This is a genomic window from Cupriavidus sp. FW216-B1 (assembly GCF_058789195.1).
Window position 1 is genome coordinate 272,466 of record NZ_JBYTEL010000005.1, and the last position, 21,792, is coordinate 294,257.

The 21,792-nt window shown below is 72.9% G+C and carries 18 protein-coding genes; 10 read left to right on the forward strand and 8 right to left on the reverse strand.

Translation table 11 applies throughout. The annotated features are described in order from the left end of the window. Positions 1–213: 213 nt before the first annotated feature. The 4 genes from AC3WXD_RS14335 to AC3WXD_RS14350 all read left to right on the forward strand — a co-directional run bounded on the left by AC3WXD_RS14335 (position 214) and on the right by AC3WXD_RS14350 (position 2,395). Positions 214–942: an SDR family oxidoreductase gene (locus AC3WXD_RS14335; protein WP_454732701.1), complete on the forward strand. Its 729-nt coding sequence runs from the start codon at positions 214–216 to the stop codon at positions 940–942. A gap of 101 nt (positions 943–1,043) precedes the next feature. Then, positions 1,044–1,661, forward strand: a complete 618-nt coding sequence (locus AC3WXD_RS14340; protein WP_492324003.1) for a 2-hydroxychromene-2-carboxylate isomerase — start codon at positions 1,044–1,046, stop codon at positions 1,659–1,661. 130 nt (positions 1,662–1,791) lie between these two features. After that, complete coding sequence (locus AC3WXD_RS14345; protein ID WP_020203057.1) at positions 1,792–2,088, forward strand: hypothetical protein; 297 nt, start codon at positions 1,792–1,794, stop codon at positions 2,086–2,088. An 85-nt stretch (positions 2,089–2,173) separates the two neighbouring features. After that, a complete protein-coding gene (locus AC3WXD_RS14350; RefSeq protein ID WP_020423779.1) occupies positions 2,174–2,395 on the forward strand; it encodes a DUF2188 domain-containing protein in 222 nt (73 codons plus the stop codon). Positions 2,396–2,477: 82 nt separating this feature from the next. On the opposite strand, the gene AC3WXD_RS14355 is transcribed toward AC3WXD_RS14350, so the two are convergent. Continuing rightward, entirely contained in the window at positions 2,478–3,728 is a 1,251-nt protein-coding gene (locus AC3WXD_RS14355) for an MFS transporter (RefSeq protein ID WP_020203055.1), read from the reverse strand. A gap of 97 nt (positions 3,729–3,825) precedes the next feature. On the opposite strand from AC3WXD_RS14355, the gene AC3WXD_RS14360 reads away from it, so the two are divergent. Then, positions 3,826–4,803, forward strand: a complete 978-nt coding sequence (locus AC3WXD_RS14360) for a LysR family transcriptional regulator (RefSeq protein WP_492324004.1) — start codon at positions 3,826–3,828, stop codon at positions 4,801–4,803. Positions 4,804–4,969: 166 nt separating this feature from the next. On the opposite strand, the gene AC3WXD_RS14365 is transcribed toward AC3WXD_RS14360, so the two are convergent. Both AC3WXD_RS14365 and AC3WXD_RS14370 read right to left on the reverse strand, forming a co-directional pair. Continuing rightward, a complete protein-coding gene (locus AC3WXD_RS14365; RefSeq protein WP_454732697.1) occupies positions 4,970–7,024 on the reverse strand; it encodes an NAD(+) synthase in 2,055 nt (684 codons plus the stop codon). A gap of 144 nt (positions 7,025–7,168) precedes the next feature. After that, the gene (locus AC3WXD_RS14370; protein WP_492324005.1) at positions 7,169–8,791 is read right to left on the reverse strand and encodes a hybrid sensor histidine kinase/response regulator; all 1,623 of its coding nucleotides are present in this window, start codon (positions 8,789–8,791) and stop codon (positions 7,169–7,171) included. Between the two features lie 267 nt (positions 8,792–9,058). Here AC3WXD_RS14370 and AC3WXD_RS14375 point away from each other — a divergent pair, with 267 nt between their 5' ends. The 4 genes from AC3WXD_RS14375 to ada all read left to right on the forward strand — a co-directional run bounded on the left by AC3WXD_RS14375 (position 9,059) and on the right by ada (position 14,438). Next, positions 9,059–11,383 carry an ATP-dependent DNA helicase gene (locus tag AC3WXD_RS14375; protein WP_492324006.1) on the forward strand — a complete coding sequence of 775 codons (2,325 nt, stop codon included), beginning with the start codon at positions 9,059–9,061 and terminating at the stop codon, positions 11,381–11,383. A gap of 60 nt (positions 11,384–11,443) precedes the next feature. Further along, positions 11,444–12,448: a tripartite tricarboxylate transporter substrate binding protein gene (locus AC3WXD_RS14380; protein WP_059414951.1), complete on the forward strand. Its 1,005-nt coding sequence runs from the start codon at positions 11,444–11,446 to the stop codon at positions 12,446–12,448. Positions 12,449–12,559: 111 nt separating this feature from the next. Further along, the gene (locus AC3WXD_RS14385) at positions 12,560–13,270 is read left to right on the forward strand and encodes a 2OG-Fe(II) oxygenase (protein ID WP_492324019.1); all 711 of its coding nucleotides are present in this window, start codon (positions 12,560–12,562) and stop codon (positions 13,268–13,270) included. A gap of 67 nt (positions 13,271–13,337) precedes the next feature. Further along, entirely contained in the window at positions 13,338–14,438 is a 1,101-nt protein-coding gene (gene ada / locus AC3WXD_RS14390; protein WP_492324007.1) for a bifunctional DNA-binding transcriptional regulator/O6-methylguanine-DNA methyltransferase Ada, read from the forward strand. A 19-nt stretch (positions 14,439–14,457) separates the two neighbouring features. On the opposite strand, the gene AC3WXD_RS14395 is transcribed toward ada, so the two are convergent. The 5 genes from AC3WXD_RS14395 to AC3WXD_RS14415 are packed head-to-tail and all read right to left on the reverse strand — an operon-like array spanning position 14,458 to position 20,692. Next, on the reverse strand, positions 14,458–15,276 hold the full coding sequence (locus AC3WXD_RS14395) for an enoyl-CoA hydratase (RefSeq protein WP_059414942.1): 819 nt from the start codon (positions 15,274–15,276) through the stop codon (positions 14,458–14,460). A 14-nt stretch (positions 15,277–15,290) separates the two neighbouring features. Beyond that, complete coding sequence (locus tag AC3WXD_RS14400; RefSeq protein ID WP_492324020.1) at positions 15,291–16,706, reverse strand: aldehyde dehydrogenase family protein; 1,416 nt, start codon at positions 16,704–16,706, stop codon at positions 15,291–15,293. Positions 16,707–16,747: 41 nt separating this feature from the next. Beyond that, positions 16,748–17,533 carry an enoyl-CoA hydratase/isomerase family protein gene (locus AC3WXD_RS14405; protein ID WP_020203045.1) on the reverse strand — a complete coding sequence of 262 codons (786 nt, stop codon included), beginning with the start codon at positions 17,531–17,533 and terminating at the stop codon, positions 16,748–16,750. A gap of 42 nt (positions 17,534–17,575) precedes the next feature. Further along, complete coding sequence (locus AC3WXD_RS14410) at positions 17,576–19,648, reverse strand: acetate--CoA ligase family protein (protein ID WP_492324008.1); 2,073 nt, start codon at positions 19,646–19,648, stop codon at positions 17,576–17,578. A 60-nt stretch (positions 19,649–19,708) separates the two neighbouring features. After that, positions 19,709–20,692, reverse strand: a complete 984-nt coding sequence (locus tag AC3WXD_RS14415) for a Bug family tripartite tricarboxylate transporter substrate binding protein (RefSeq protein WP_492324009.1) — start codon at positions 20,690–20,692, stop codon at positions 19,709–19,711. A gap of 157 nt (positions 20,693–20,849) precedes the next feature. Between AC3WXD_RS14415 and AC3WXD_RS14420 the strand changes: the two genes are divergently transcribed. Further along, a complete protein-coding gene (locus AC3WXD_RS14420; RefSeq protein WP_020203042.1) occupies positions 20,850–21,776 on the forward strand; it encodes a LysR family transcriptional regulator in 927 nt (308 codons plus the stop codon). Positions 21,777–21,792: the final 16 nt, after the last annotated feature.

Below are 21,792 nucleotides of genomic sequence, written 5' to 3' on the forward strand. Positions count from 1 at the left end.
CGCGCGGGCAAGGTAACACGAACGACCGGTGGACTGCAATGCAGTCCTGCATGCCGGCTCCGTCACCCGGCCCGCGCCGCGCGCATCGCCGGCAACCGGCACCCGCAGCGGCGCCCGCTTGACTTGGTGCGATCCCCTACCCATACTTTGGACCGCTGTGCAGTTTTTGATTCCGCAAAAATCGTCCGCCCAGGACGAACCGGAGGAAGACAGATGACCCAGAAAAAGGCCGTGCTCGTGATCGGCGCCGGCGACGCCACCGGCGGCGCGATCGCCCGCCGCTTCGCCCGCGAGGGCTACATCGCCTGCGTCACGCGCAGGAACGCCGACAAGCTGGCGCCGCTGGTGGCGCAGATCGAGGCCGAGGGCGGCAGCGCGCACGCCTTCGGCTCCGACGCGCGCAAGGAAGAGGAGATGGCCGCGCTGTTCCGCGAGATCGAGGCCAACATCGCGCCGGTCGAGGTCGCCGTGTTCAACATCGGCGCCAACGTGCGCTTCGACGTGGTGGACACCACCGCGCGCGTCTATTTCAAGGTCTGGGAGATGGCCTGCTTCGCCGGCTTCCTGATGGGCCGGGAAGCGGCCAGGGTCATGCTGCCGCGCCAGCGCGGCTCGATCTTCTTCACCGGCGCCACCGCCAGCCTGCGCGGCCGCGCCGGCTTCTCCGCGTTCGCCGGCGCCAAGCACGGCCTGCGCGCGCTGGCCCAGTCGATGGCGCGCGAGCTGGCGCCCAAGGGGCTGCACGTGGCGCACCCGATCATCGACGGCGCCATCGACACCGAATTCATCCGCGAGAACTTCCCCGAGCGCTACAAGCTCAAGGAGCAGGACGGCATCCTCAACCCCGAGCACATCGCCGACGCCTACTGGATGCTGCACCAGCAGCCGCGCGACGCCTGGACCCACGAGCTCGACCTGCGCCCCTGGATCGAGAGCTGGTGATCGCGCCGCGGGCCGCAAGCCCCCCCAGCGCCCGGCCCGCCGTTTCCCGCGCCAACCCGCCTCCCGCGGCCAGAACGAAAACCGAAGACAGAGACCGACAAATGCCCGACGTGAAAGTACAGTTCCTTTTCGATTTCGGCAGCCCCAACGCCTATCTCAGCCACAAGGTCATCCCCGCCATCGAAGAACGCACCGGCGCGCGCTTCGAATACGTGCCGGTGCTGCTGGGCGGGCTGTTCCGCCTGACCGGCAACCGCTCGCCGGCCGAGGCGTTCGGCGGCATCAAGAACAAACCCGAATACGACATGCTCGAAATGCGGCGCTTCATCCAGCGCCACCGCATCGCCGGCTACCGGCGCAACCCGCACTTCCCGGTCAACACGCTGCAGATCATGCGCGGCGCGGTGGCGGCGCAGCGCGACGGCACCTTCGAGACATACGTGGACACGGTCTTCGCCGACATGTGGGAGCGCGAAAGGAAGATGGACGATCCCGAGGTCATCCGGGCCGCGCTGGACGCCGCGGGGCTCGATGGCGCGCAGATGCTCGCGCGCATCGCCGACGCCGAGGTCAAGGCGCAACTGCTCGCCAATACGCAGGACGCATTCGAGCGCGGCGCGTTCGGCTCGCCCACGTTCTTCGTGGACGGCGAGATCTATTTCGGCAAGGACCGGCTGCGCGACGTGGAAGAGGAAATCGTGCGCCGCCGCGCCGGCTGAGGCTATCATCGGGGTCCGCCGCATTCCGCGCCGGCCATCGCGCCGGCGCGGCGGCACCGCAAGCCCCGGGCACGAGGAGGCAAAGCCGCTCCCGCCGGACGCCTGACCCACGCATCCGCAGGAGATTTCCATGCTGCTCTTGACCGTTGAAGAATGGCTGGCCACCAGGACCGAGCCGCACATCGACACCTTCGTCAGTTCGCGCACGCGCCTGGCGGCCTACGCGACCCGGCTCGAACTCGGCGACGCGCTGCGCCTGCTCAAGCGCTACAGCGACGTCTACAAGCAGAAATACTCGATGACGGCGGTGGCGTTCCGCCTGGTCAGCGTGGCGCAGATCGCCGACGACACCGACGAACAGGCGCTGCGCGACCTCGACGTCCAGCTCGTCACGCGCGACTTCGCCGATCGGCTGGCCGACGCCTAGGCCGCGCGGGCGTGTCAGACAGCCACCGATGGCAAATCCGTGCCGTCCGCGCACAATGGAGCCTCAGACGGCCACAGGAAACGCCATGCCAGCGCAATATCTTCACGTCAGGCCCTACGGCGACGGATGGGATGTGATCCAGGACGGTGCCCGCTACGCCAACTCGCACCATGCCACGCAGGCAGCCGCCATCCGCGCCGGCACGCGCGACGCGCGCCGCGACGGGGTGGCGCTGCTGATCCACGAGGCCGACGGCCGGATCTGCAACCAGTGCGCGTTCGAGCAGGACACCTTCGCGCTGGCCTGAATCCGCCTTCCCCCTCGGCTTCGGGCGCCATTCTGCGCCCATCCTGCGCCTACTGCACGCCAATCCCGCACTTACCTCGCGCTTACCTCGCGCTGGCCGCGCCCGGCCACAGCCGCACGGCCAGCGCCGCGCCCGCGGTGGCGGTGGACAGCGCCGTGACCGCCACCCAGCCCCAGTGCGCCAGCAGCACGCTGCCCAGCGCGGCGCCAGTGGCCATGCCGATGAACATGCCGCCGAACAGCACCGCGTTGAGGCGGCTGCGCGCGCCCGGCTCGATGCCGTAGACGATGGTCTGGTGCGCCACCAGCGTCACCTGCACGCCCAGGTCGAAGCCCAGCGCGCTGGCGGCGATCAGCCACAGGCGCGCATGCGGCGCCAGCAGCGGCGCGAGCAGCATGCCCGCGAACGACAGCGCCGTCAGCGCGGTGCCCAGCCGCGTGACCAGTTCCGGCCCGCGCCGGTCGGCCAGGCGCCCGGCCAGCGGCGCGGCCAGCGCCCCGGCCGCGCCGGCCAGGCCGAACGCGCCGGCGGCGGCGCTGCCCAGATGGAACGGCGCGCCGTGCAGCATGACCGCCAGCGTCGACCAGAACGCGCTGAAGCCCACCGACAGCAGCCCCTGCGCCAGCGCCGCGCGGCGCAGCGCGCCGTGCTTCACCCACAGCTTGCCGAGCGAGCCCAGCAGCGCGCGGTACGGCAGGTGCGTGGTGGGCCGGAAGCGCGGCAGCCCGCGCCAGGCCGCCGCGCCGATCAGCGCGATGCTGGCCGCCGCGATCACGTACATGGCGCGCCAGCCGAAGTGCTCCGCCACGAAGCCGCTGGCCACGCGCGACAGCAGGATGCCCAGCAGCAGCCCGGTCATCACGGTGCCGACCACCTTGCCGCGGTGCGCCTCGGGCGCCAGCGTGGCGGCGGCCGGCACGATGTCCTGCGCCATCGTCGCGGCCAGGCCCGTGGCCAGGCTGGCGGCCAGCAGCAGGCCGATGCCCGAGGCCGAGCCGCCCACCAGCAGCGCGACGCTCAGCGCCGCGGCCTTGACCAGGATGATGCGGCGGCGGTCGTAGCGGTCGCCCAGCGGCGCCAGCAGCAGGATGCCCAGCGCGTAGCCCAGCTGCGTGAAGGTCGGCACCAGCCCGACGGTGGCGTCGGAGGCGCCGATGTCGGCGCCCAGCACGCCCAGCATCGGTTGGCTGTAATAAAGCGCCGCCACCGACAGGCCGGCGCCCGCGGCCAGCAGCAGGATCAGGCTCGCCGGCAGGCGCGGCGCCTCGCTTTCATGGTGCCGGGCGGCCGGATGCGGATCGGTGCCGGCTGGCACGGCTTGGACGGATGTCATGGTGTCTACCCTTGGCTTTTGACAGAGCCCCGAGTGTGGGTGCACGCCGGCGCGCGCGGTAGTACCGCGCTTCGCACAACTGATATACGCTTCGCGTATGAAAGCGCCCCGCTCCCCCGCCCAGCCTGCCTCCGCGTCCACCGACCGCGTCGAGCTGATGCAGACCTTCGTGCGCATCGTCGAGGCCGGCAGCCTGTCCGCCGCCGCCGCGCAGATGGGCACCACCCAGCCCACCGTGAGCCGCCGCCTGCAGATGCTGGAGCGCTCGCTGGGCCTGCGCCTGCTGCAGCGCTCCACGCACGCGATGAAGCTGACCGAGGACGGCGAGCGCTGCTACGGCCGCGCCAAGGAGCTGGTCGGCAGCTGGGAGGCGTTCGAGGCCGACCTGCGCGGCGCCCGCGACGAGCCCGAAGGCACGCTGCGCGTGGTGGTGCCGCACGCGTTCGGCCAGCAGCGGCTGGTGGGCCCGCTGGCGGCGTACCTGGGGCGCCACCCGCGCGTGAACGTGGAATGGCTGCTGCACGACCGCACCCCCGATTTCATCGCCGACGGCATCGACTGCGCCATCCACGTGGGCGAGATCAGCGACCCGGCCGTGGTGGCGATCCGCCTGGCGCAGGTGCCGCGCATCGTGGTGGCGGCGCCGTCGCTGCTGGCGCAGCCCGATATCCAACCCGACATGCAACCCGATGCGCTGGCCGCGCTGCCCTGGCTGTCGATCCGCACCTTCTACCGCACCGAGGTCACGCTCACGCACGCGGCCAGCGGCGAGACCCGGCAACTGGCGTTCCGCCCGCGCGTGAGCACCGACAGCCTCTACGCACTGCGCAGCGCGGCCATCCTGGGGCTCGGCGTGGCCGTGGCCTCGGCGTGGATGGTGGCCGACGACATCGCGCAGGGCCGCCTGGTGCACCTGGTGCCGCAATGGCAGGCGTCGCCGCTGCCGCTGCAACTGATCTATCCGTATGCGCGCTTCTATCCGGCCAAGCTGCGGCGCTTCGTGGAAACCATGCGCGAGGCGGTGCCGCGCGCGATGGCGGCCACCGGCGGGGCCGCCGCAGGGCAGGAAGAATAGGAAGTCATGCTGTCCGCGAATCGCTTACCCGGACAGCGGCCGGCGGCGCCACGAGCAGGCCGTGCTCGACAACCGGTTCGGCACCCGCATCGCCCGGCGGCCGGCCACGCGGGCCGCGCGGGCCACGCGGGGATAGCGCCGGCCACCGGCAAATCCGCCGCCGGCCTCAGAGCGAATCCGGCACCTTCTCCAGGTCCGCCAGCCACACCACCGATTCCGAATCGCTCGGCGCGCGCCAGTCGCCGCGCGGCGACAGCGAGCCGCCCGAGCCCACCTTGGGCCCGTTCGGCACGCACGAGCGCTTGAACTGGCTGGTGCGGAAGAAGCGGTCGAGGAAGATGCGCAGGTTGCGCTTGATGTCGGCCACCTCGTACTGGTTGCGCGCCACGTGCTGGCCCTCCGGCCAGTTGCCCTGCTCGCGGTCGCCCCACGCGCTCAGCGCCAGGAAAGCGATCTTGCTCGGCGTGAAGCCGAAGCGCAGCGTGTAGTACAGGTTGAAATCCTGCAGCTCGTAGGGCCCGATGAAATGCTCGGTCTTCTGCTGCGGCGCGCTGGCCGAGTCGCCCGGCACCAGTTCCGGGCTGATCTCGGTCTCGAGCACGTCGATCAGCACGTCGGAGCCGGCCGCGCCGATCTGGCCGGTCTCCGCCACCCAGCGCACCAGATGCGAGATCAGCGTCTTGGGCACGCTGGCGTTGACGTTGTAGTGCGACATGTGGTCGCCCACGCCGTAGGTGCACCAGCCCAGCGCGAGTTCGCTCAGGTCGCCGGTGCCGATCACGATGGCCTGGTTGTGGTTGGCGAAGCGGAACAGGTGGTTGGTGCGCTCGCCGGCCTGCACGTTCTCGAAGGTCACGTCGTAGACCGGCTCGCCCGCCGCGTACGGATGGCCCAGGTCCTTGAGCATCTCGAGGCAGCTCGGGCGGATGTCGATCTCCCTCGCCGCGCAGCCCACCACGTCCATCAGCTTCCTGGCCTGCACCAGCGTGCGGTCGCTGGTGGCGAAGCCCGGCATGGTGATGCCGATGATGTTGGTGCGCGGCAGGCCGAGCCGGTCCATCGCCTTGGCGCACACCAGCAGCGCGTGCGTGGAGTCCAGCCCGCCGGACACGCCGATCACCACCTTGCGGATGCCGCTGGCCGACAGGCGCTGCGCCAGCGCCTGCACCTGGATGTTGTAGACCTCGTGGCAGCGCTCGTCGCGGCGGCGCGCGTCGGACGGCACGTAGGGAAAGCGCTCGAGCTTGCGCCGCAGCGGCAGCGCGTCCCGCATGCCCACGCCGGCTTCATAGCCGATCACGCGGAACTTCGCCACCTCGGCGGCATGGCGCCGCACCGAGTGGCCGAACGTGGTCTGGTGCATGCGCTCGCGCGACAGGCGCCCCAGGTCGACGTCGGCGAAGGTCAGGTGCGCGTCGTCGGCGAAGCGCTCGGACTCGGCGAGCAGCTCGCCGTTCTCGTAGATCAGCGCCTGCCCGTCCCAGGCCAGGTCGGTGGACGACTCGCCCTTGCCGGCCGAGCTGTACACATAGGCCGCCAGGCAGCGCGCCGATTGCTGGCCGACCAGCTGGTGGCGGTAGCCGGCCTTGCCCACCACGATGTTGGACGCCGACAGGTTCACCAGCACGGTGGCGCCGGCCAGCGCCGCGAACGACGACGGCGGCACCGGCACCCACAGGTCCTCGCAGATCTCCACGTGGAAGCGGAACGTGGCGATGTCGCCGGCCTCGAACAGCAGGCCCGCGCCGAACGGCACCTTCTGGCCCAGCAGCCGGATCTCGTCGACCGAGGCGTTGTCGGCCGAACTGAATTGCCGCGCCTCGTAGAACTCCCAGTAGTTCGGCAGGTAGGTCTTGGGCACCACGCCCAGGATGCGCCCGCCGGCCACCACCGCCGCGCAGTTGAACAGCAGGTGCTCCACCCGCAGCGGCAGCCCGATCACCAGCGTGGTGGCGAGCGTGCGCGACGCCTCGACGATCTCGCCCAGCGCCGCCTCGCAGGCATCGAGCAGCGCGCGCTGGTGGAACAGGTCGTCGCAGGTGTAGGCGGACAGCCCCAGCTCCGGGAACGCCACCAGCGCCGCGCCCTGGCTGGCCGCCTGGCGCGCCAGCGCGATCGTGCCGGCCGCGTTGAAGGCCGGGTCGGCGACGCGGCAGACGGGCACGCCCACCGCCACGCGGGCGAAGCCGTGGGAATAGATATTGAGGAATTTGTCGGTCATCTCGTTCGTCCTTGCGCCGGCCGCGGCGGGCGGCCCGGCGCCGGCAAAGGCGCGGCGGCGCGGACGCGCCGCCAGCGTGGCAATGATGCAATTCTACGATGCGCGCCGGATGCGCGCCGCGCGGGGCCGCGCCGCGGGCGGATGCTATCCGCCGCGCGCGGCCTGCCGCCCGACGCCGGCCAGCAGCGTCTCCAGCTGCGCCAGCTCCAGCGGCTTGACCATGTGCGCGTGGAAACCCGCGCCGTGCGTGCCCGCCTGGTCGGCCGGCTGCCCGAAGCCGGTCATCGCCACGAACGTGGTGCCGGACAAGCCCGCTTGCGCGCGCAGCAGCTTGAGCAGTTCGTACCCGTCCATCACCGGCATGGCGATGTCGATCAGGGCCAGATGCGGCAGGAAGCGCGCCGCCAGCGCCTGCGCGGTCTCGCCCTCGTAGGCCACCCACACCTCGTGCCCCAGCATCTCCAGCAGCATGCCGAGGCTGTCGGCGGAATCGCGGTTGTCGTCCACCACCAGCACGCGCAGCGGGCGCGGGCGCGCCGCCGCCCCGGGCTGCGCCGGCGGCGCTTGCGGCGGCGTGCAGGGCAGCCGCACGGTGAAGGTGCTGCCGCGGCCCTCGCCCGCGCTGGCCGCGCCGATGGTGCCGCCGTGCAGCTCCACCAGCGAGCGGCACAGCGACAGGCCGATGCCGAGCCCGCCGTTGCGCGTCTGCCCGGCGGGCATGCGCTGCACGAACAGGCGGAAGATGTCGTCCAGCGCGGCGGCCGGGATGCCGCAGCCGGGGTCCGACACGCGCAGCTCCAGCAGCCGGCCGCTGACCGCGGCGCCGAGCGCGATCCGGCTGCCGGCCGGAGAGAACTTGGAAGCGTTGTGCAGCAGGTTCTGCAGCACCTGGACCAGGCGCGTGAGGTCGCCGCGGAACACCACCGGCTGCGCCGGCAGGCTCACGTCCACCTGCTGGCCGCGCAGGTCCAGCGCCGGCCGCGCGGACTCGATGGCGCGCGCCACCAGGTCGCCCAGCTCCACGTTGCGCATGCGCAGCCCGACCTTGCCCGAGGTGATGCGCCCCACATCGAGCAGGTCGTCCACCAGCCGCGTGAGGTGGCTGATCTGGCGGTCGATCATGTCGCGGCAGCGCGCCGCGCCGGGGCCCAGGCTGGTGTCCAGCCGCAGCAGGTTGACGGCGTTGCGCACCGGCGCCAGCGGGTTGCGCAGCTCGTGCGACAGCGTGGCCAGGAACTCGTTCATGCGGCGGCTCGAGGCCTCGATCTCCTCCAGCCGCTTGCGCTCGCTCATGTCGCGCACGACCTTGGCGAAGCCGCGCACCGAGCGGTCTTCGCCATAGATGGGCGTGATGGTCACGTTGGCCCAGAACTGCGAGCCGTCCTTGCGCACGCGCCAGCCTTCGTCCTCGAAACGGCCTTCGCTGACCGCGCGCCGCAGCTCGTGTTCCGGCCAGCCCCGGGCGATGGCCTCCGGCGTGTAGAACGACGAGAAATGCCGGCCGATGACTTCCGCCGCCGCATACCCCTTCATGCGCTGCGCGCCGGGGCTCCAGCTCGAGACATGGCCGCCGCGGTCGAGCGTGTAGATGGCGTAGTCCTGGATGGCGTCGACCAGCGCGCGGTAATCGGTCTCTCCGGGCTGGTCGGGCTGGTCGGGCTGGTCGGGCTGGTCGGGCTGGCCATGCTGGGCGGCGGGCGACGGCGCGGACGCCTCGCCGGCGGGCGGCGGCGCGGCGGAGTCGGGCGGGCGGCGAGGCGCTTTCATGGCGGCGGCATGGGCTCGGGCGGCATGAGCTCGGGGGAACATGGACTCGGGAAAGCGGCGGCCCGAAGCAGCGGCCCGCCGTGATACGCAGCATACGCAAAAAAATCGCGGCACGGTCTGCCCGCGCCGGCGCCGCCATCGCGCGGCGGCGCGGCGCGGCTGCCGCGCGGCGGCCCGGATACTGTATATTCATACAGTCCAGATCCGCCCTTCCCCGCCAGCCGTGTTCTCCGCCGACCAGTGCGCGCCGCAGCGCACGCCGCCCCGATGACCTGCACCGTCGCCGTGCGCGCGCTGTGCGAGTTCACCGCCAAGCAGGGCGACCTCGACATCCGCTTCACGCCCTCGCCGAGCGCCGCCGAGGGGCAGGCCGCGCACGCGCTGGTGCAGGGCCGCCGCGGCGCCGGCTACCAGGCCGAGATCGCGCTGCAGGGCGAATACCGGCACCTGCTGGTGCGCGGCCGCGCCGACGGCTACGACGCCGGCGCCAACCTGCTCGAGGAAATCAAGACCGTGCGCGGCGACTGGGCCGCGCTGCCGGAGAACCACCGGCAACTGCACCTGGCCCAGGCCAGGATCTATGCGTGGCTGATGTGCCGCAAGCTCGGCCTGCCCGCCATGCGCATCGCGGTGGTGTACTTCGACATGGCGAGCCAGCGCGAGTCGGCCTGCATCGAGGCGCGCGACGCCGGCTGGCTGCGGGCGTTCTTCGAGGACAAGTGCGCGCGCTTCGTCGCGTGGGCCGAGCAGGAGACCGCCCACCGCGCCGCGCGCGACGCCGCGCTGGCGGCGATGGCCTTTCCGCACGCGGCGTTCCGGCGCGGCCAGCGCGAACTGGCCGAGGCGGCCTACCGCGCCGCGCGCGGCGGGCGCTGCCTGCTGGCGCAGGCGCCCACCGGCATCGGCAAGACCGGCGCCGCGCTGTTCTCCACGCTCAAGGCCGCGCCGGCGGGCGGGCTCGACAAGGTGTTCTACCTGACCGCCAAGACCACCGGCCGCCAGATGGCGCTCGATGCCGCGCGGGGCCTGCGCGCGGCCAACCCCGGCCTGCCGCTGCGCGTGCTGGAGCTGGCCGCGCGCGAGAAGTCCTGCGAGCATCCCGGCCAGGCCTGCCACGGCGAAGCCTGCCCGCTCGCGCGCGGCTTCTACGACCGCCTGCCCGCCGCGCGCCTGGAAGCCGCCGCGCAGCCCGTGCTCGACCGCGCCGCGCTGCGGCAGGCGGCGCTGGCCCACGGCGTGTGCCCCTACTACCTCGGCCAGGAAATGGCGCGCTGGGCCGACCTCGTGGTGGGCGACTACAACTACTACTTCGACCGCGGCGCCATGCTGCACGGCATGGCCGCCGCCGGCGACTGGCGCGTGGCGGTGCTGGTGGACGAAGCCCACAACCTGCTCGAGCGCGCGCGCAAGATGTACTCGGCGGAGCTGGACCCGGCCGTGCTGCCCGAGCTGCGCCGCGCCGCGCCGAAGCCGCTGGCCGGCGCGCTGCGCCGCCTCGGCACGCAATGGGGCGCGCTGTCCCGCCCACGGGAAGCCGCGGGCGCGGCCCATGCGCCCCACGCGGCCCATGCGGCCCATGCGGACATTCCGCCCGCGTTCCTCGCCGCGCTCGAGCGCGCCGCCGCGGCCATCCTCGACCAGCTCGCCGAGGCGCCCGCCAGCGTGAGCCCCGCGCTGCAGCGCTTCTACTTCGACGCGCTGCACTTCTGCCGCCTGGCCGAATCGTTCGGTCCGCATTCGGTGTTCGACATCCGCCGCGACGGCGCGGCCGCGCCGGCGCGCCCCGGCAAGGGCCGCCTCGCCGTGCGCAACCTGATTCCCGCGCCGTTCCTCGCGCCGCGCTTCGGCGCGGCGCGCAGCGCCATCCTGTTCTCGGCCACGCTCCATCCCGCGCGCTTCGTGCGCGACACGCTCGGCCTGCCGCCGGACGCCGCCTGGCTCGACGTGCCGTCGCCGTTCCACGCCGGCCAGCTCGCCGTGCGCATCGCCGGCGGCATCTCCACGCGCTACCGGGACCGCGCGCGCTCGGTGCGCCCGATCGCCGAGCTGCTGGCCGCGCAGTACCGCGAGCGCCCGGGCAACTACCTGGCGTTCTTCAGCAGCCACGACTACCTGCGCCAGGTGGCGGACGCGTTCGAGCTCGGCTGGCCCGAGATTCCGGTGCGACGGCAGGCGCGCGCCATGCGCGAGGCCGAGCAGGCCGGCTTCCTCGCCGCGTTCGAGCCGGGCGGCCGCGCCATCGGCTTCGCCGTGCTCGGCGGCGCCTTCGCCGAGGGCGTCGACCTGCCCGGCGACCGCCTGGTCGGCGCCTTCATCGCCACGCTCGGCCTGCCGCAGTTCAACGAGGTCAACGAACTCACGCGGCAGCGCATGGAAGCCGAGTTCGGCAGCGGCTACGAGTACGGCTACCTCTACCCCGGCCTGCAGAAGGTGGTGCAGGCCGCCGGCCGCGTGATCCGCACCGAGGCCGACCGCGGCGTGGTCCACCTGATCGACGACCGCTTCGCGCGCCCCGAGGTGCGGGCGCTGCTGCCAGCCTGGTGGGACGTGCGCGGCGCCGGCATCGAGGCCGCGGACCCGGCCGGGCGCTGACGCCGCCTGCCGCCGCCGGCTCGCTGCACTATCATGTCGGTCATCCGAAGACCGCATCACATGAGATTCCTATCCGTGGTACCCCGCCTGGCGGCCATCTCGCTGCTGGGCGCAACGCTGGCGGCGGCGCCCGCGCGCGCCGGCGCCAGCCCGGCCGCCGCCCGCGCCGGCGCCTTCCCGCAGCGGCCGATCCGGCTGGTGGTGACGTTCCCGCCGGGCGGCGGCACCGACACGCTGGCGCGCATCGTCGGCACCGAGCTCAGCCGCAGCCTGGGCCAGGCCGTGGTGGTGGACAACCGGCCCGGCGCCAGCGGCAACATCGGCGCCGAGCTGGTGGCGCACAGCCGGGCGGACGGCTATACGCTGCTGATGGTCAACAGCAGCTTCGCCATCAACCCGGCCGTGTTCGGCAAGCTGCCGTTCTCGCCGCGCAAGGACTTCGGCGCGGTCGTCGCCTTTGCCTCGGTGCCGTCGGTGATCGCGGTGCCGGCGCATTCGCCCATCCACGGCTTCGCCGACCTGCTGGCCGCGGGCCGCGCGCCGCGTCCGCCCAGCTATGCCTCGTGCGGCAACGGCACGCCGCAGCACCTGGCCGGCGAGCTGCTCAAGATCTCGGCGCGCATCGACCTGCTGCACATTCCCTACAAGGGCTGCGCGCCCGCGCTCACCGACGTGCTGGGCGGCCAGGCCGACGTCAGCATCAACACGCTCACCAACACCCTGCCCTACCTCAAGAGCGGCAGGCTGCGCGCGCTGGCCGTGACCTCGCGCCAGCGCTCGCCCTTCCTGCCGGACGTGCCGACCGTGGCCGAGCTGGGCCTGCCCGGCTACGACGTCGACCAGTGGTTCGGCATCCTGGCGCCGGCACGCACGCCGCCCGAGGTGGTGCGCAAGCTCAACGTGGAGATCGCGCGCGCGGTCGCCCGGCCGGAGATCCGCGCCAACCTCGCGCAACTGGGCTTTGCCGCCACCTACAGCACGCCGGCCGAGTTCCAGGGCGTGGTCGACGCGGACATGGCGCGCTGGCAGAAGCTGGCCGCGCGCATCGGGCTGCGGGCGGACTAGCCGCGCGCGGAATTCGGCCGAATTCGGCGGCAAGATGCGGAGTGACGCGCCGCCGCCGCCGGCGTAGCCTTGCCCATCATCGTTCACCGCCGGGAGTCCATCGTGACAGTCATGCAGGCAGGCGCGGCGGCGGTCGACAGGCTGCCCTGGGAGGCCATCGGGCAGGAACTCGACCAGCACGGCTGCGCCGTCATCGCGGGCCTGCTCGCGCCGCCGGCCTGCGACGCGCTGGCCGCGCTCTATCCGCGCGACGACCTCTTCCGCTCGCGCGTGGTCATGAGCCGACACGGCTTCGGCCGCGGCGAGTACAAGTACTTCGGCTACCCGCTGCCCGGCCCGGTCCGGGACCTGCGCGATGCGCTCTATCCGCACCTCGCGCCGGTGGCCAACCGCTGGCATGCCGCGATGGGCATCGACGCGCGCTATCCCGCGCGGCACGCGGACTTCCTGCGCCGCTGCCACGAGGCCGGCCAGGCGCGCCCGACCCCGCTGCTGCTGCAATACGGCCCCGGCGACTACAATTGCCTGCACCAGGACCTGTACGGCGAGCACGTGTTCCCGCTCCAGGTGGCGGTCCTGCTGTCCGAGCCGGGCGAGGATTTCACCGGCGGCGAGTTCGTGCTGACCGAGCAGCGTCCGCGCATGCAGTCGCGCGCCGAGGTGGTGCCGCTGCGCAAGGGCGACGCGGTGGTGTTCGCGGTGAACCAGCGCCCGCTGCAGGGCACGCGCGGCAGCTACCGCGTCAAGCTGCGCCACGGCGTAAGCCGGCTGCGCACGGGCCGGCGGCACGTGCTGGGCATCATCTTCCACGACGCCGCCTGACGGCCTCCGGGAATTCGACCGCAAGCGCCGGAGTGCGCGGCGCGCGGCGGCGGCATACAGTGAGCACATGACCAAACCGACCCACGCCCCGGCCCGTACCTCGGCCCGTACTGCGGCCACCTCCCCGACCGAACACGACCCCCGCTGGGCCCGCGTGCTGGCGCGCGACCCGGCGGCGGACGGCGATTTTGTCTATGCCGTCAAGACCACCGGCGTCTATTGCCGCCCGAGCAGCCCCTCGCGCCTGCCGCGCCCGGAGAACGTGGAGTTCTTCGACACGCCGCAGGCCGCCGAGGCCGCCGGCTACCGCCCCAGCAAACGCGCCGCCGCCGACCAGTCCGCCACCGCGGCGCAGCACGCCGCGCTGGTCGCCGAAGCCTGCCGCCGCATCGAGCACGCCGCCGAGCCGCCCGCGCTCGACACGCTCGCGCGCGAGGCCGGCCTGAGCCCCTTCCATTTCCACCGCGTGTTCAAGGCCGTTACCGGCCTCACGCCCAGGGCCTACGCCGGCGCGCACCGCGCGCGCCGCCTGCGCGACGGCCTGGGCCGCGCCGGCTCCGTCACCGAAGCCATCTACGAAGCCGGCTTCAACTCCAACAGCCGCTTCTACGAAGCCGCCAGCCAGATGCTCGGCATGACCGCCAGCCGCTACCGCGCCGGCGGCGCCGACACCGACATCCGCTTCGCCGTGGGCGAATGCTCGCTCGGCGCCATCCTGGTCGCCCAGAGCGAGCGCGGCGTCTGCGCGATCCTGCTCGGCGACGACCCCGACGCGCTCGCACGCGAGCTGCAGGACCAGTTCCCGCGCGCCAACCTGATCGGCGGCGACGCCGGCTTCGAGCAGCTGGTCGCACGCGTGGTCGGCCTGATCGAAGCGCCGTCGCTGGGCCTGGACCTGCCGCTCGACGTGCGCGGCACCGCATTCCAGGAGCGCGTGTGGCAGGCGCTGCGCGAGATCCCGCCCGGCACCACCGCCAGCTACGCCGAGATCGCCGCGCGCATCGGCGCGCCGAAGGCGGTGCGCGCGGTGGCGCAGGCCTGCGGCGCCAACCACATCGCCGTGGCCATTCCCTGCCATCGCGTGGTGCGCAGCGACGGCCAGCTCTCGGGCTACCGCTGGGGCGTGGAGCGCAAGCGGGAGCTGCTCGGGCGCGAGGGGCAGGCGTGACGGGCCGCCGCGCTCTCGCTCACTCGCCGGTGAAGCGCGCCGGGCGGCGCTCGATGAAGTGCGCCACGCCCTCCTTGAAGTCGGCGCTCTGGATGCTGGCGAACATCGCCTCGTTGGCGTCGCGCGTGGCTTCGGCCAGGCTTTGGAACGGCACCTCGCCCAGTTGCCGCTTCATCACGCCGAGCGAGCGCGGCGAGACGTTCTGCGCGAGATCCTCGGCGTAGCGCAGCGTCTCGGGCAGCAGGCTGTCGGCCTCGTAGAGCCGGTTCACCAGCCCCATCCGCAGCGCTTCCTGGGCCGAGACCTTGCGCGCCGAATAGAGCAGGTCGGCCGCGTGGCCGGGTCCGACCACGCGCGGCAGCATCCAGGCGATGCCGTGCTCGGCGATCAGGCCACGCTTGGCGAACGCGGTGCTGAAGGCGGCCTTGTCGCTGGCGAAGCGGATGTCGCTGTACAGCGCGAACACCAGCCCGAGCCCGGCCGCCGCGCCGTTGACGGCGGCGATGACGGGCTTGCGCATGGCGGGGAAGTAGCCGTAGCGGGTCTGGTAGTCGGGGCGCCGGTTCATGTCGAACGGGCGCATCCACTGCGCGGCGCGGATGTCGCCCGGCGGCAGGATCTCGAGCTCGTCGATGTCCATGCCGGCGCAGAAGCCGCGGCCGGCGCCGGTGAGCACCACCACGCGCACGGCGGCGTCGCGGTCGGCTTGCTCCATGACCTCGCGCAGCTCGGCTTCCATGACCCTGGTCAGCGCGTTGAGCTTGTCGGGCCGGTTGAGGGTGACGACGGCGATGCGGCCGTCGGTGCCGGCGCGGGAAAGCTGGATTTCGTTGTACATGGGTCGGTCCCGGTTCAAGTGGGTAGCTGGATGGATCTGGGCTCGAGAAATTCCTCCAGCCCGAAGGCGCCGCCTTCGCGGCCGACGCCCGACATGCCGAAGCCGCCGAACGGCGCCAGCGCGTTGAAGCGGCCGCCGTTGACGTCGACCTGCCCGGCGCGCAGCTCGCGCGCGACCGCCTCGCCCTGCTCCGGCGTGGCGGCCCACACCGTGGCGGCGAGGCCGTAGGGCGTGGCGTTGGCCAGCGCGATGGCGTCGTCCTGCGAGTCGTGGCAGAGCACCGCCAGCACCGGCCCGAACACTTCCTCGTTGGCCAGGCGGCTGTCGGGCGGCACCTCGCCGAACACCGTGGGCGCGACGAAATGCCCGCTGCCCGGCACCGCGGCCGCGCTGCCGCCGGCCACCAGGTCGCAGCCGGCCTGCTCGGCCTCGCGGATGAAGTCCAGCACGCGCGCCTTCTGCGCGGCCGAGAGCAGCGGCCCCACGCGCGTGGCGGGGTCTTCGGGGTCGCCCAGCGTCAGCGCCGCCGCGCCCTCGCGCAGCAGCGCGCGGCATTGGGCGTAGTCGGCGCGCGGCACCAGCAGGCGCGTGGTGGCGCTGCAGGTCTGGCCGCTGTTGAGCATGCACGAGGCCAGCGTGGCCTTGACCGCGCGCGCGAGATCCGCGCCGGGCAGCACCACGGCGGCCGACTTGCCGCCGAGCTCCATCGACAGCCGCTTCATGTCGCCGGCGGCGATGGCGGCGATCCGGCGGCCGACCGCGGTGGAGCCGGTAAAGGACAGCATGGCGACGCCGGCATGCGCCACCAGCGCCTCGCCCACGGCGGCGGCGCCGAGCACCACGTTGAGCACGCCGTCCGGCAGGCCCGCGCGCTCGGCGGCCGCGATCAGGCGCGCGGTGGTGGCCGGGGCCAGCTCCGAAGGCTTGAGCACCACCGTGCAGCCGGCCAGCAGGGCCGGCGCGAGCTTGGCCGTGATCTGGTGCAGCGGATAGTTCCACGGCGTGATGGCCGCCACCACGCCGGCCGGCTCGAGCACGATGCGCGAATTGCCGACGGTGCGCTCGAAGCCGAAGCTGTCCGCCAGCGCCGCGGTGGCGCGCCACGCGGCCACCGGCGCATCGACCTGGATGCGCCGGGCCAGCTTGAGCGGCATGCCGACTTCGCGCGAGATCTCGCGCGCCAGTTCGCCGGACACGGCCTCCAGCGCATCGGCGATGGCCAGCAGGAACGGCGCCCGGCCGCGCGCACCGAGCGCGCGCCACGCCGGCAGCGCCAGCCGCGCGGCGCGCACGGCGGCGTCCGCGTCGGCCGCGCCGCCGAGCGTCACGGTGGCCAGCGGCGCGCCGGTGGCGGCGTCGCCGACATGGACCTCGCCGGCCGGCGTGGCGGGCACGCGCGCGCCGCCGATGTAGTGGTGGTCGATCCGCATCCCGGCCGTGGCCGCGAGCGTTACCGTGGTCGTTGCATCTGTCACTGTCCTTGCTCCTTGCTCTTGCGTTTTTCCAGGAAGGCCGCCATCACGCGCTGGGGCTCGCCGTCGGCATAGCATTCGAGCTGCGCGCGGATCCCCGCCACGCAGGCCTCGTCGAAGCCGGGCTGGCTCAGCGCGCGCAGGCGCTGCTTGGACAGCCGCACCGCCGTCGGCGGCAGCGCGGCCAAAACGCGCGCACGCGCCAGCGCGGCATCCATCAGCGCGTCCGCCGCGGCGAGTTCCGTCACCAGCCCGATCTCATAAGCGCGCTGCCCGCTCACGAGGTCGCCCGACAGCGACATCTGCGCGTTGTGGGTGTGGCCCACGTGCAGCGTCATCAGGTAAGACCCCACGATGCTGGCCAGGCCGGCCTTGACTTCGGGCTGGCCCCAGCGGCTGTCCGGCGTGGCGATGCGCCAGTCGGCGCACAGCGCCACCTGGAAGCCGGCGCCGGCGGCCACGCCGTGCACGGCGGCCACGCACGGCTTGTCGAGGTCGCGCACGGCCTGGTACATGGCGCGCTGCCGGTTGAGCCACGGCACGATCTGCTGCCACGTGACCGCCGCCGCCTCGTCGAGGTCCTGTCCCGAGCAGAACGCGCGGGCGCCGGCGCCGGCCAGCACCACGGCGCGCACCGCCGGCGCGCGGTTGAGCTCGTCGAGGCTGGCGATCAGTTGCGCGCGCAGCGCATCGTTGACCGCGTTCATGCGGCCGGGGCGGTTCAGCGTGACCACGGCGACGCCGCCGTCCAGCGCGACCGCGACTTCGTTTTCCTGTACAGGCATGTCTTTGCTCCGTTGTTTGTCTGCGTGGATTGCCGCCGCGCCTCAGCGCATTTCCACCACCGCGTCGACCGCCACCACGCCCTGCCCGGCCGGCATCACCATCAGCGGGTTGATGTCCACCGCCTTGAGCGAGGTGCGATAGGCCAGCGCGAAATCGCCGAGCGCCACGGCCGCCGCGGCGAGCGCGTCTAGATCGAGGGCCGGCACGTCGCGATAGCCGTCGAACAGCGGCGCGACACGCAGGCGCCGGCAGGCCGCGCGCGCCTCGTCCGCGCTGAACGGCGCCAGCAGCGTGACGATGTCCTGGCGCAGCTCCAGCAGCGTGCCGCCCTCGCCGATCATGACCAGCGGGCCGAGCGCGGCGTCCACGGTCACGCCGAGCGCGAATTCGTGCGTGCCCTTGACCATCCGCGCCACCACCACGCGCGGCGCGGCCTCGCCGAGTTCGGCCAGCTTGCCAAGGCAGGCCCCGGCCGCCGCGCGCACGCCCGCGGCATCGGCCAGGCGCAGCCGCACCAGGCCGTGCTCGCTCTTGTGCGGCACGCCGGCCGCGCAGCCCTTGACCGCCACCGTGCCGCCGCCCAGCGCCGCGAACGCCGCCACCGCCTCGCCGGCGCTGGCGCATTGCCGGTGCGCGACCACCGGCACGCCGTGGCCGGCCAGCAGGGCGAGGCTGGCGTGCTCGTCGAGCAGGCCGCTGCCGTCCCACGTCCGCGCGGCGGGCAGCAGGCGCTCGCCGGCGCCGCCGAGTTGGCGGTGCGCGGCGTACTGGGCGAGCGCGCCGATGGCGTCGGCCTCGGTGGTGAAGGCGGGAATGCCGTGCGCGGCGAAGGCCGCGCGCACGTCCTGCTGCGGCGCGCTGACGACGAGCGGCTTGGCGTGCTCCGCGAGAAAAGCGGCGGCGTCGCGCGCCAGCGCCGGCACGTCGTAGCCCGGCCCGGCCACCGGGATGCCGATCATGACCATGTCGGCCTGCGGGTCGCCGCCCAGCACGTCCAGCACGCGCGGGAACATGTCGCCCTTGCCGAGCAGCGCGGCGGTCATGTCGAGCGGGTTGTTGACGCTGCCGAACTCCGGCAGGATCGCGGCCAGCCCGGCCCGGGTGGCCGGGGCCAGCTCCGCCAGCGGCAGCGCTGCGCGCTCGGCCAGGTCGGCGGCCATCACGCCCACCGCGCCGCTGTGGCTCATCACCACCGTGCGGCCGGTGGCGGGATCGTGGCCTTGCAGGTACAGCGGCGTGGCGCGGATGAACTCGTTCATGTCGCGCGCGCGCCAGATGCCGTGGCGCGCGAGGAACGCATCGATGGCGGCGTCGTTGCCGACCAGCGCGCCCGTGTGCGACGCCGCGGCCACCGCGCCGCGCCGGCTGCTGCCGCTCTTGAGCGCCACCACGTGCGCGCCGCGCGCGCGCGCCACGGCCGCCGCGGCGGCGAGACGCTCGGGGTCGGACAGCGTCTCCAGGTAGACCAGGATCACGCGGATGGCCGGATCGGCCGCCACCGCCTCGGCCATCGCGCAGGCATCGAGGTCGGCGTCGTTGCCGGTGGCCACCAGGTAGCGCACGCCGAACCCGGCCTGGCGCAGCAGCGCATACGGCATCACGCTGGCCGCGCCGCTCTGGCTGATGATGGCGATGGGGCCGTCGGCGGGCGCCACTTCCATGAACATGGTGCTGAAGTTGAGCACCGCGCCGCTGGCGAAGTTGGCGGTGCCCTGCGCATTGGGCCCGACCAGGCGCATGCCGCCGGCGTTGGCCGCGGCCACCAGCGCGGCCTGCCGCTCGCGGCCGGCCGCGCCGGTCTCGCCGAAGCCCGAGGCCATCACCACGGCGGCCTTGACGCCGAGCGCGCTGCACTGGCGCACCTGCGCCAGCGTGGCGTCGCCCGCCACCGCGATCACCACCGCGTCCGGCACCGCGCCGATCTCGGCGACGCTGGCATAGGCGCGGTGGCCCTGGATCTCGGCGCGGCCGGGATTGACCGGGTAGACCTTGCCGGCGAAACCGAAGCGGTTCAGGTAGTGGATCGGCCTGCCGCCGACCTTGTTGGGGTTGTCGGAGGCGCCGATGACGGCGACGGAGCGGGGGCTGAACAGGGCGTCGAAATGCGGGCTCATCGGTGTGCTTGCGTGCGTGCTGTGCGGGGGATCGGCAGGGGAATGCATGGCCATGCGCCTTCAGTCGAGGCTGGCGCCGGAGGCCTTGACCACGGCCGACCACTTGCCCGCGTCGTGCTGGATCATCTGCGCGAAGTCCTGCGGGGTGCCGGGCATCGGCCTGGCGCCGAGCGTGGCCAGTTGCGCCTTGACGTCCGGCATGCCCAGCACCTTCTGCAGCTCGCCGTTCAGGCGCGCGACCACGGCGCCCGGCGTGCCCTTCGGCGCGGACAGCCCGAACCAGATCGTCACGTCGAAGCCGGGCAGGCCCGACTCGGCCACCGTGGGCACCTTGGGCAGCGCCTCCGAGCGTGCCGGGCCGGTCACGGCCAGCGCGCGGACCTTGCCGGCGCCGATGTACTGCGCCTGGCTGGAGACGGTGTCGAACATCATCGAGATGCGCCCGCCCAGCAGATCAGTGAAGGCGGCGGCGGATCCCTTGTAGGGCACGTGCACGATGTCGATGGCGGCCATCGACTTGAACAGCTCGCCGGACAGGTGGTTGGAGCTGCCGTTGCCGGCCGAGCCGAACGTGAGCGTGCCCGGTTTCCGGCGCGCCAGCGCGATCAGGTCCTTGACGCTGGCCACGGCGGACGCGGGCGGCACCACCAGCACGTTGACCGTGGAGGCCACCGAGCCGACCGCGTCGAAGGCCTTGACCGGGTCGATCTTGAGCGTCCTGTACAGCGAGGGGTTGATCGCCATCGTCCCGGTGGTCGAGAAGAACAGCGTATAGCCGTCCGGCGCGGCCGCGGCGACGGCTTCGGTGGCAATGGTGCCGCCGGCGCCGCCGCGGTTGTCGATCACCACCGGCTGGCCCAACTGCCGCGACAGGTGCTGGCCGATCAGGCGGGCCATCGCGTCGGTCGGCCCGCCCGCCGGGAAGGGCACCACGAGCCGCAGCGGCTTGTCGGGATAGGCCGCGGCAAGGCCGGGGCTGGCGAGGCCGGCGAGCGCCAGAACGGCGGGCGCGATCCAGCGCAGGAAGGAAGCGGAAGGTCTCACGAATTGTCTCCATCGTTGTCTTGGCGCCGGCTCGGTGTGCTGCATGGCCAGGCATGACGGCAGTGTAGAGACCGCCGAGGAAATGCATAAGCGTAGAATCGGATATACCTGTTATCCACTATTTGCATGGGTGAGGACGGTCCCCGCCCGCGACGACATGAACATCAAGCAACTCGAAACGCTGGTGCTGGTGGCCGAGCTCGGCTCGCTGTCGCGCGCCGCCCGGGCCACCGGCGTGGCCCAGTCGCTGGTCAGCCGCAGCATCGGCCAGCTGGAAGCGCAGTGGGGCGACCGGCTGTTCGAGCGCACGGGCCGGGGCGTGGTGCTGTCGGAATTCGGCCGGCGCATCTTTCCGCAGGTGCAGTTGCTGCTGGCGCAGTCGGCGCGGCTGCAGGACGAGGTGAAGGACGCGGCGGGGGTGCCCTCGGGCGTGGTGCGCGTGGGCGTGCTGCCGTCGATGGCGCGCCGCGTGGTGACGCGGCTGTTCGAGGACACGCAGGCGAAGGCGCCCGGCGTGCTGCTTCACATCTCGGAGGGATTCAGCGGCCAGCTCGACGAGCAGCTCGCCTCGGGGCGGCTCGACATGGCGGTGGTCAACCGCTACGGGCACGGCCCGCGCCAGGACGAGGACATCGTCGGGCAGGTCGCCACCTACCTGGTCTGCGCCGGCACGCATGCGCTGGCGCGGCGGCGCGAGATCGCGCTGCGCGAGCTGGCGGGGCTGCCGCTGGTGCTGCCGCCCGCGCCCAACGGCCTGCGCTCGATCCTCGACCAGCACGCGCGCCAGCAGGGCATCGCGCTGAACGTGGTGCTGGAGGTCGAGTCGCTGGCGACCATGAAACAGGTGGTCATGGGCGGGCACGCCATGACCATCCTGCCGCTGCTCGGCGTGGACGACGAGATCCGCGCGGGGCAGCTCGGCGCGCTGGAGATCCGCAAGCCGGAAATACCACGCACGATCTCGATCGGCATCACGCGGCACCACCCGCTGTCGCGCGCGTCGCGCTACGTGCTCGCGCGGCTGCACGACGTGGTGCCGGCGCTGATCGCGGCCGGCACCGCCGGCGCGCCCGCGGCGCAGTGAGCGCGGGCGGCCCCGT

What these genes read in the sequence shown, in the direction of transcription:
- AC3WXD_RS14335 (WP_454732701.1), top strand. Translation starts at nt 214, where the DNA reads ATGACCCAGAAAAAGGCCGTGCTCGTGATCGGCGCCGGCGACGCCACC.
- AC3WXD_RS14340 (WP_492324003.1), top strand. Translation starts at nt 1,044, where the DNA reads ATGCCCGACGTGAAAGTACAGTTCCTTTTCGATTTCGGCAGCCCCAAC.
- AC3WXD_RS14345 (WP_020203057.1), top strand. Translation starts at nt 1,792, where the DNA reads ATGCTGCTCTTGACCGTTGAAGAATGGCTGGCCACCAGGACCGAGCCG.
- AC3WXD_RS14350 (WP_020423779.1), top strand. Translation starts at nt 2,174, where the DNA reads ATGCCAGCGCAATATCTTCACGTCAGGCCCTACGGCGACGGATGGGAT.
- AC3WXD_RS14355 (WP_020203055.1), bottom strand. Translation starts at nt 3,728, where the DNA reads ATGACATCCGTCCAAGCCGTGCCAGCCGGCACCGATCCGCATCCGGCC.
- AC3WXD_RS14360 (WP_492324004.1), top strand. Translation starts at nt 3,826, where the DNA reads ATGAAAGCGCCCCGCTCCCCCGCCCAGCCTGCCTCCGCGTCCACCGAC.
- AC3WXD_RS14365 (WP_454732697.1), bottom strand. Translation starts at nt 7,024, where the DNA reads ATGACCGACAAATTCCTCAATATCTATTCCCACGGCTTCGCCCGCGTG.
- AC3WXD_RS14370 (WP_492324005.1), bottom strand. Translation starts at nt 8,791, where the DNA reads ATGAAAGCGCCTCGCCGCCCGCCCGACTCCGCCGCGCCGCCGCCCGCC.
- AC3WXD_RS14375 (WP_492324006.1), top strand. Translation starts at nt 9,059, where the DNA reads ATGACCTGCACCGTCGCCGTGCGCGCGCTGTGCGAGTTCACCGCCAAG.
- AC3WXD_RS14380 (WP_059414951.1), top strand. Translation starts at nt 11,444, where the DNA reads ATGAGATTCCTATCCGTGGTACCCCGCCTGGCGGCCATCTCGCTGCTG.
- AC3WXD_RS14385 (WP_492324019.1), top strand. Translation starts at nt 12,560, where the DNA reads ATGCAGGCAGGCGCGGCGGCGGTCGACAGGCTGCCCTGGGAGGCCATC.
- ada (WP_492324007.1), top strand. Translation starts at nt 13,338, where the DNA reads ATGACCAAACCGACCCACGCCCCGGCCCGTACCTCGGCCCGTACTGCG.
- AC3WXD_RS14395 (WP_059414942.1), bottom strand. Translation starts at nt 15,276, where the DNA reads ATGTACAACGAAATCCAGCTTTCCCGCGCCGGCACCGACGGCCGCATC.
- AC3WXD_RS14400 (WP_492324020.1), bottom strand. Translation starts at nt 16,706, where the DNA reads ATGCGGATCGACCACCACTACATCGGCGGCGCGCGCGTGCCCGCCACG.
- AC3WXD_RS14405 (WP_020203045.1), bottom strand. Translation starts at nt 17,533, where the DNA reads ATGCCTGTACAGGAAAACGAAGTCGCGGTCGCGCTGGACGGCGGCGTC.
- AC3WXD_RS14410 (WP_492324008.1), bottom strand. Translation starts at nt 19,648, where the DNA reads ATGAGCCCGCATTTCGACGCCCTGTTCAGCCCCCGCTCCGTCGCCGTC.
- AC3WXD_RS14420 (WP_020203042.1), top strand. Translation starts at nt 20,850, where the DNA reads ATGAACATCAAGCAACTCGAAACGCTGGTGCTGGTGGCCGAGCTCGGC.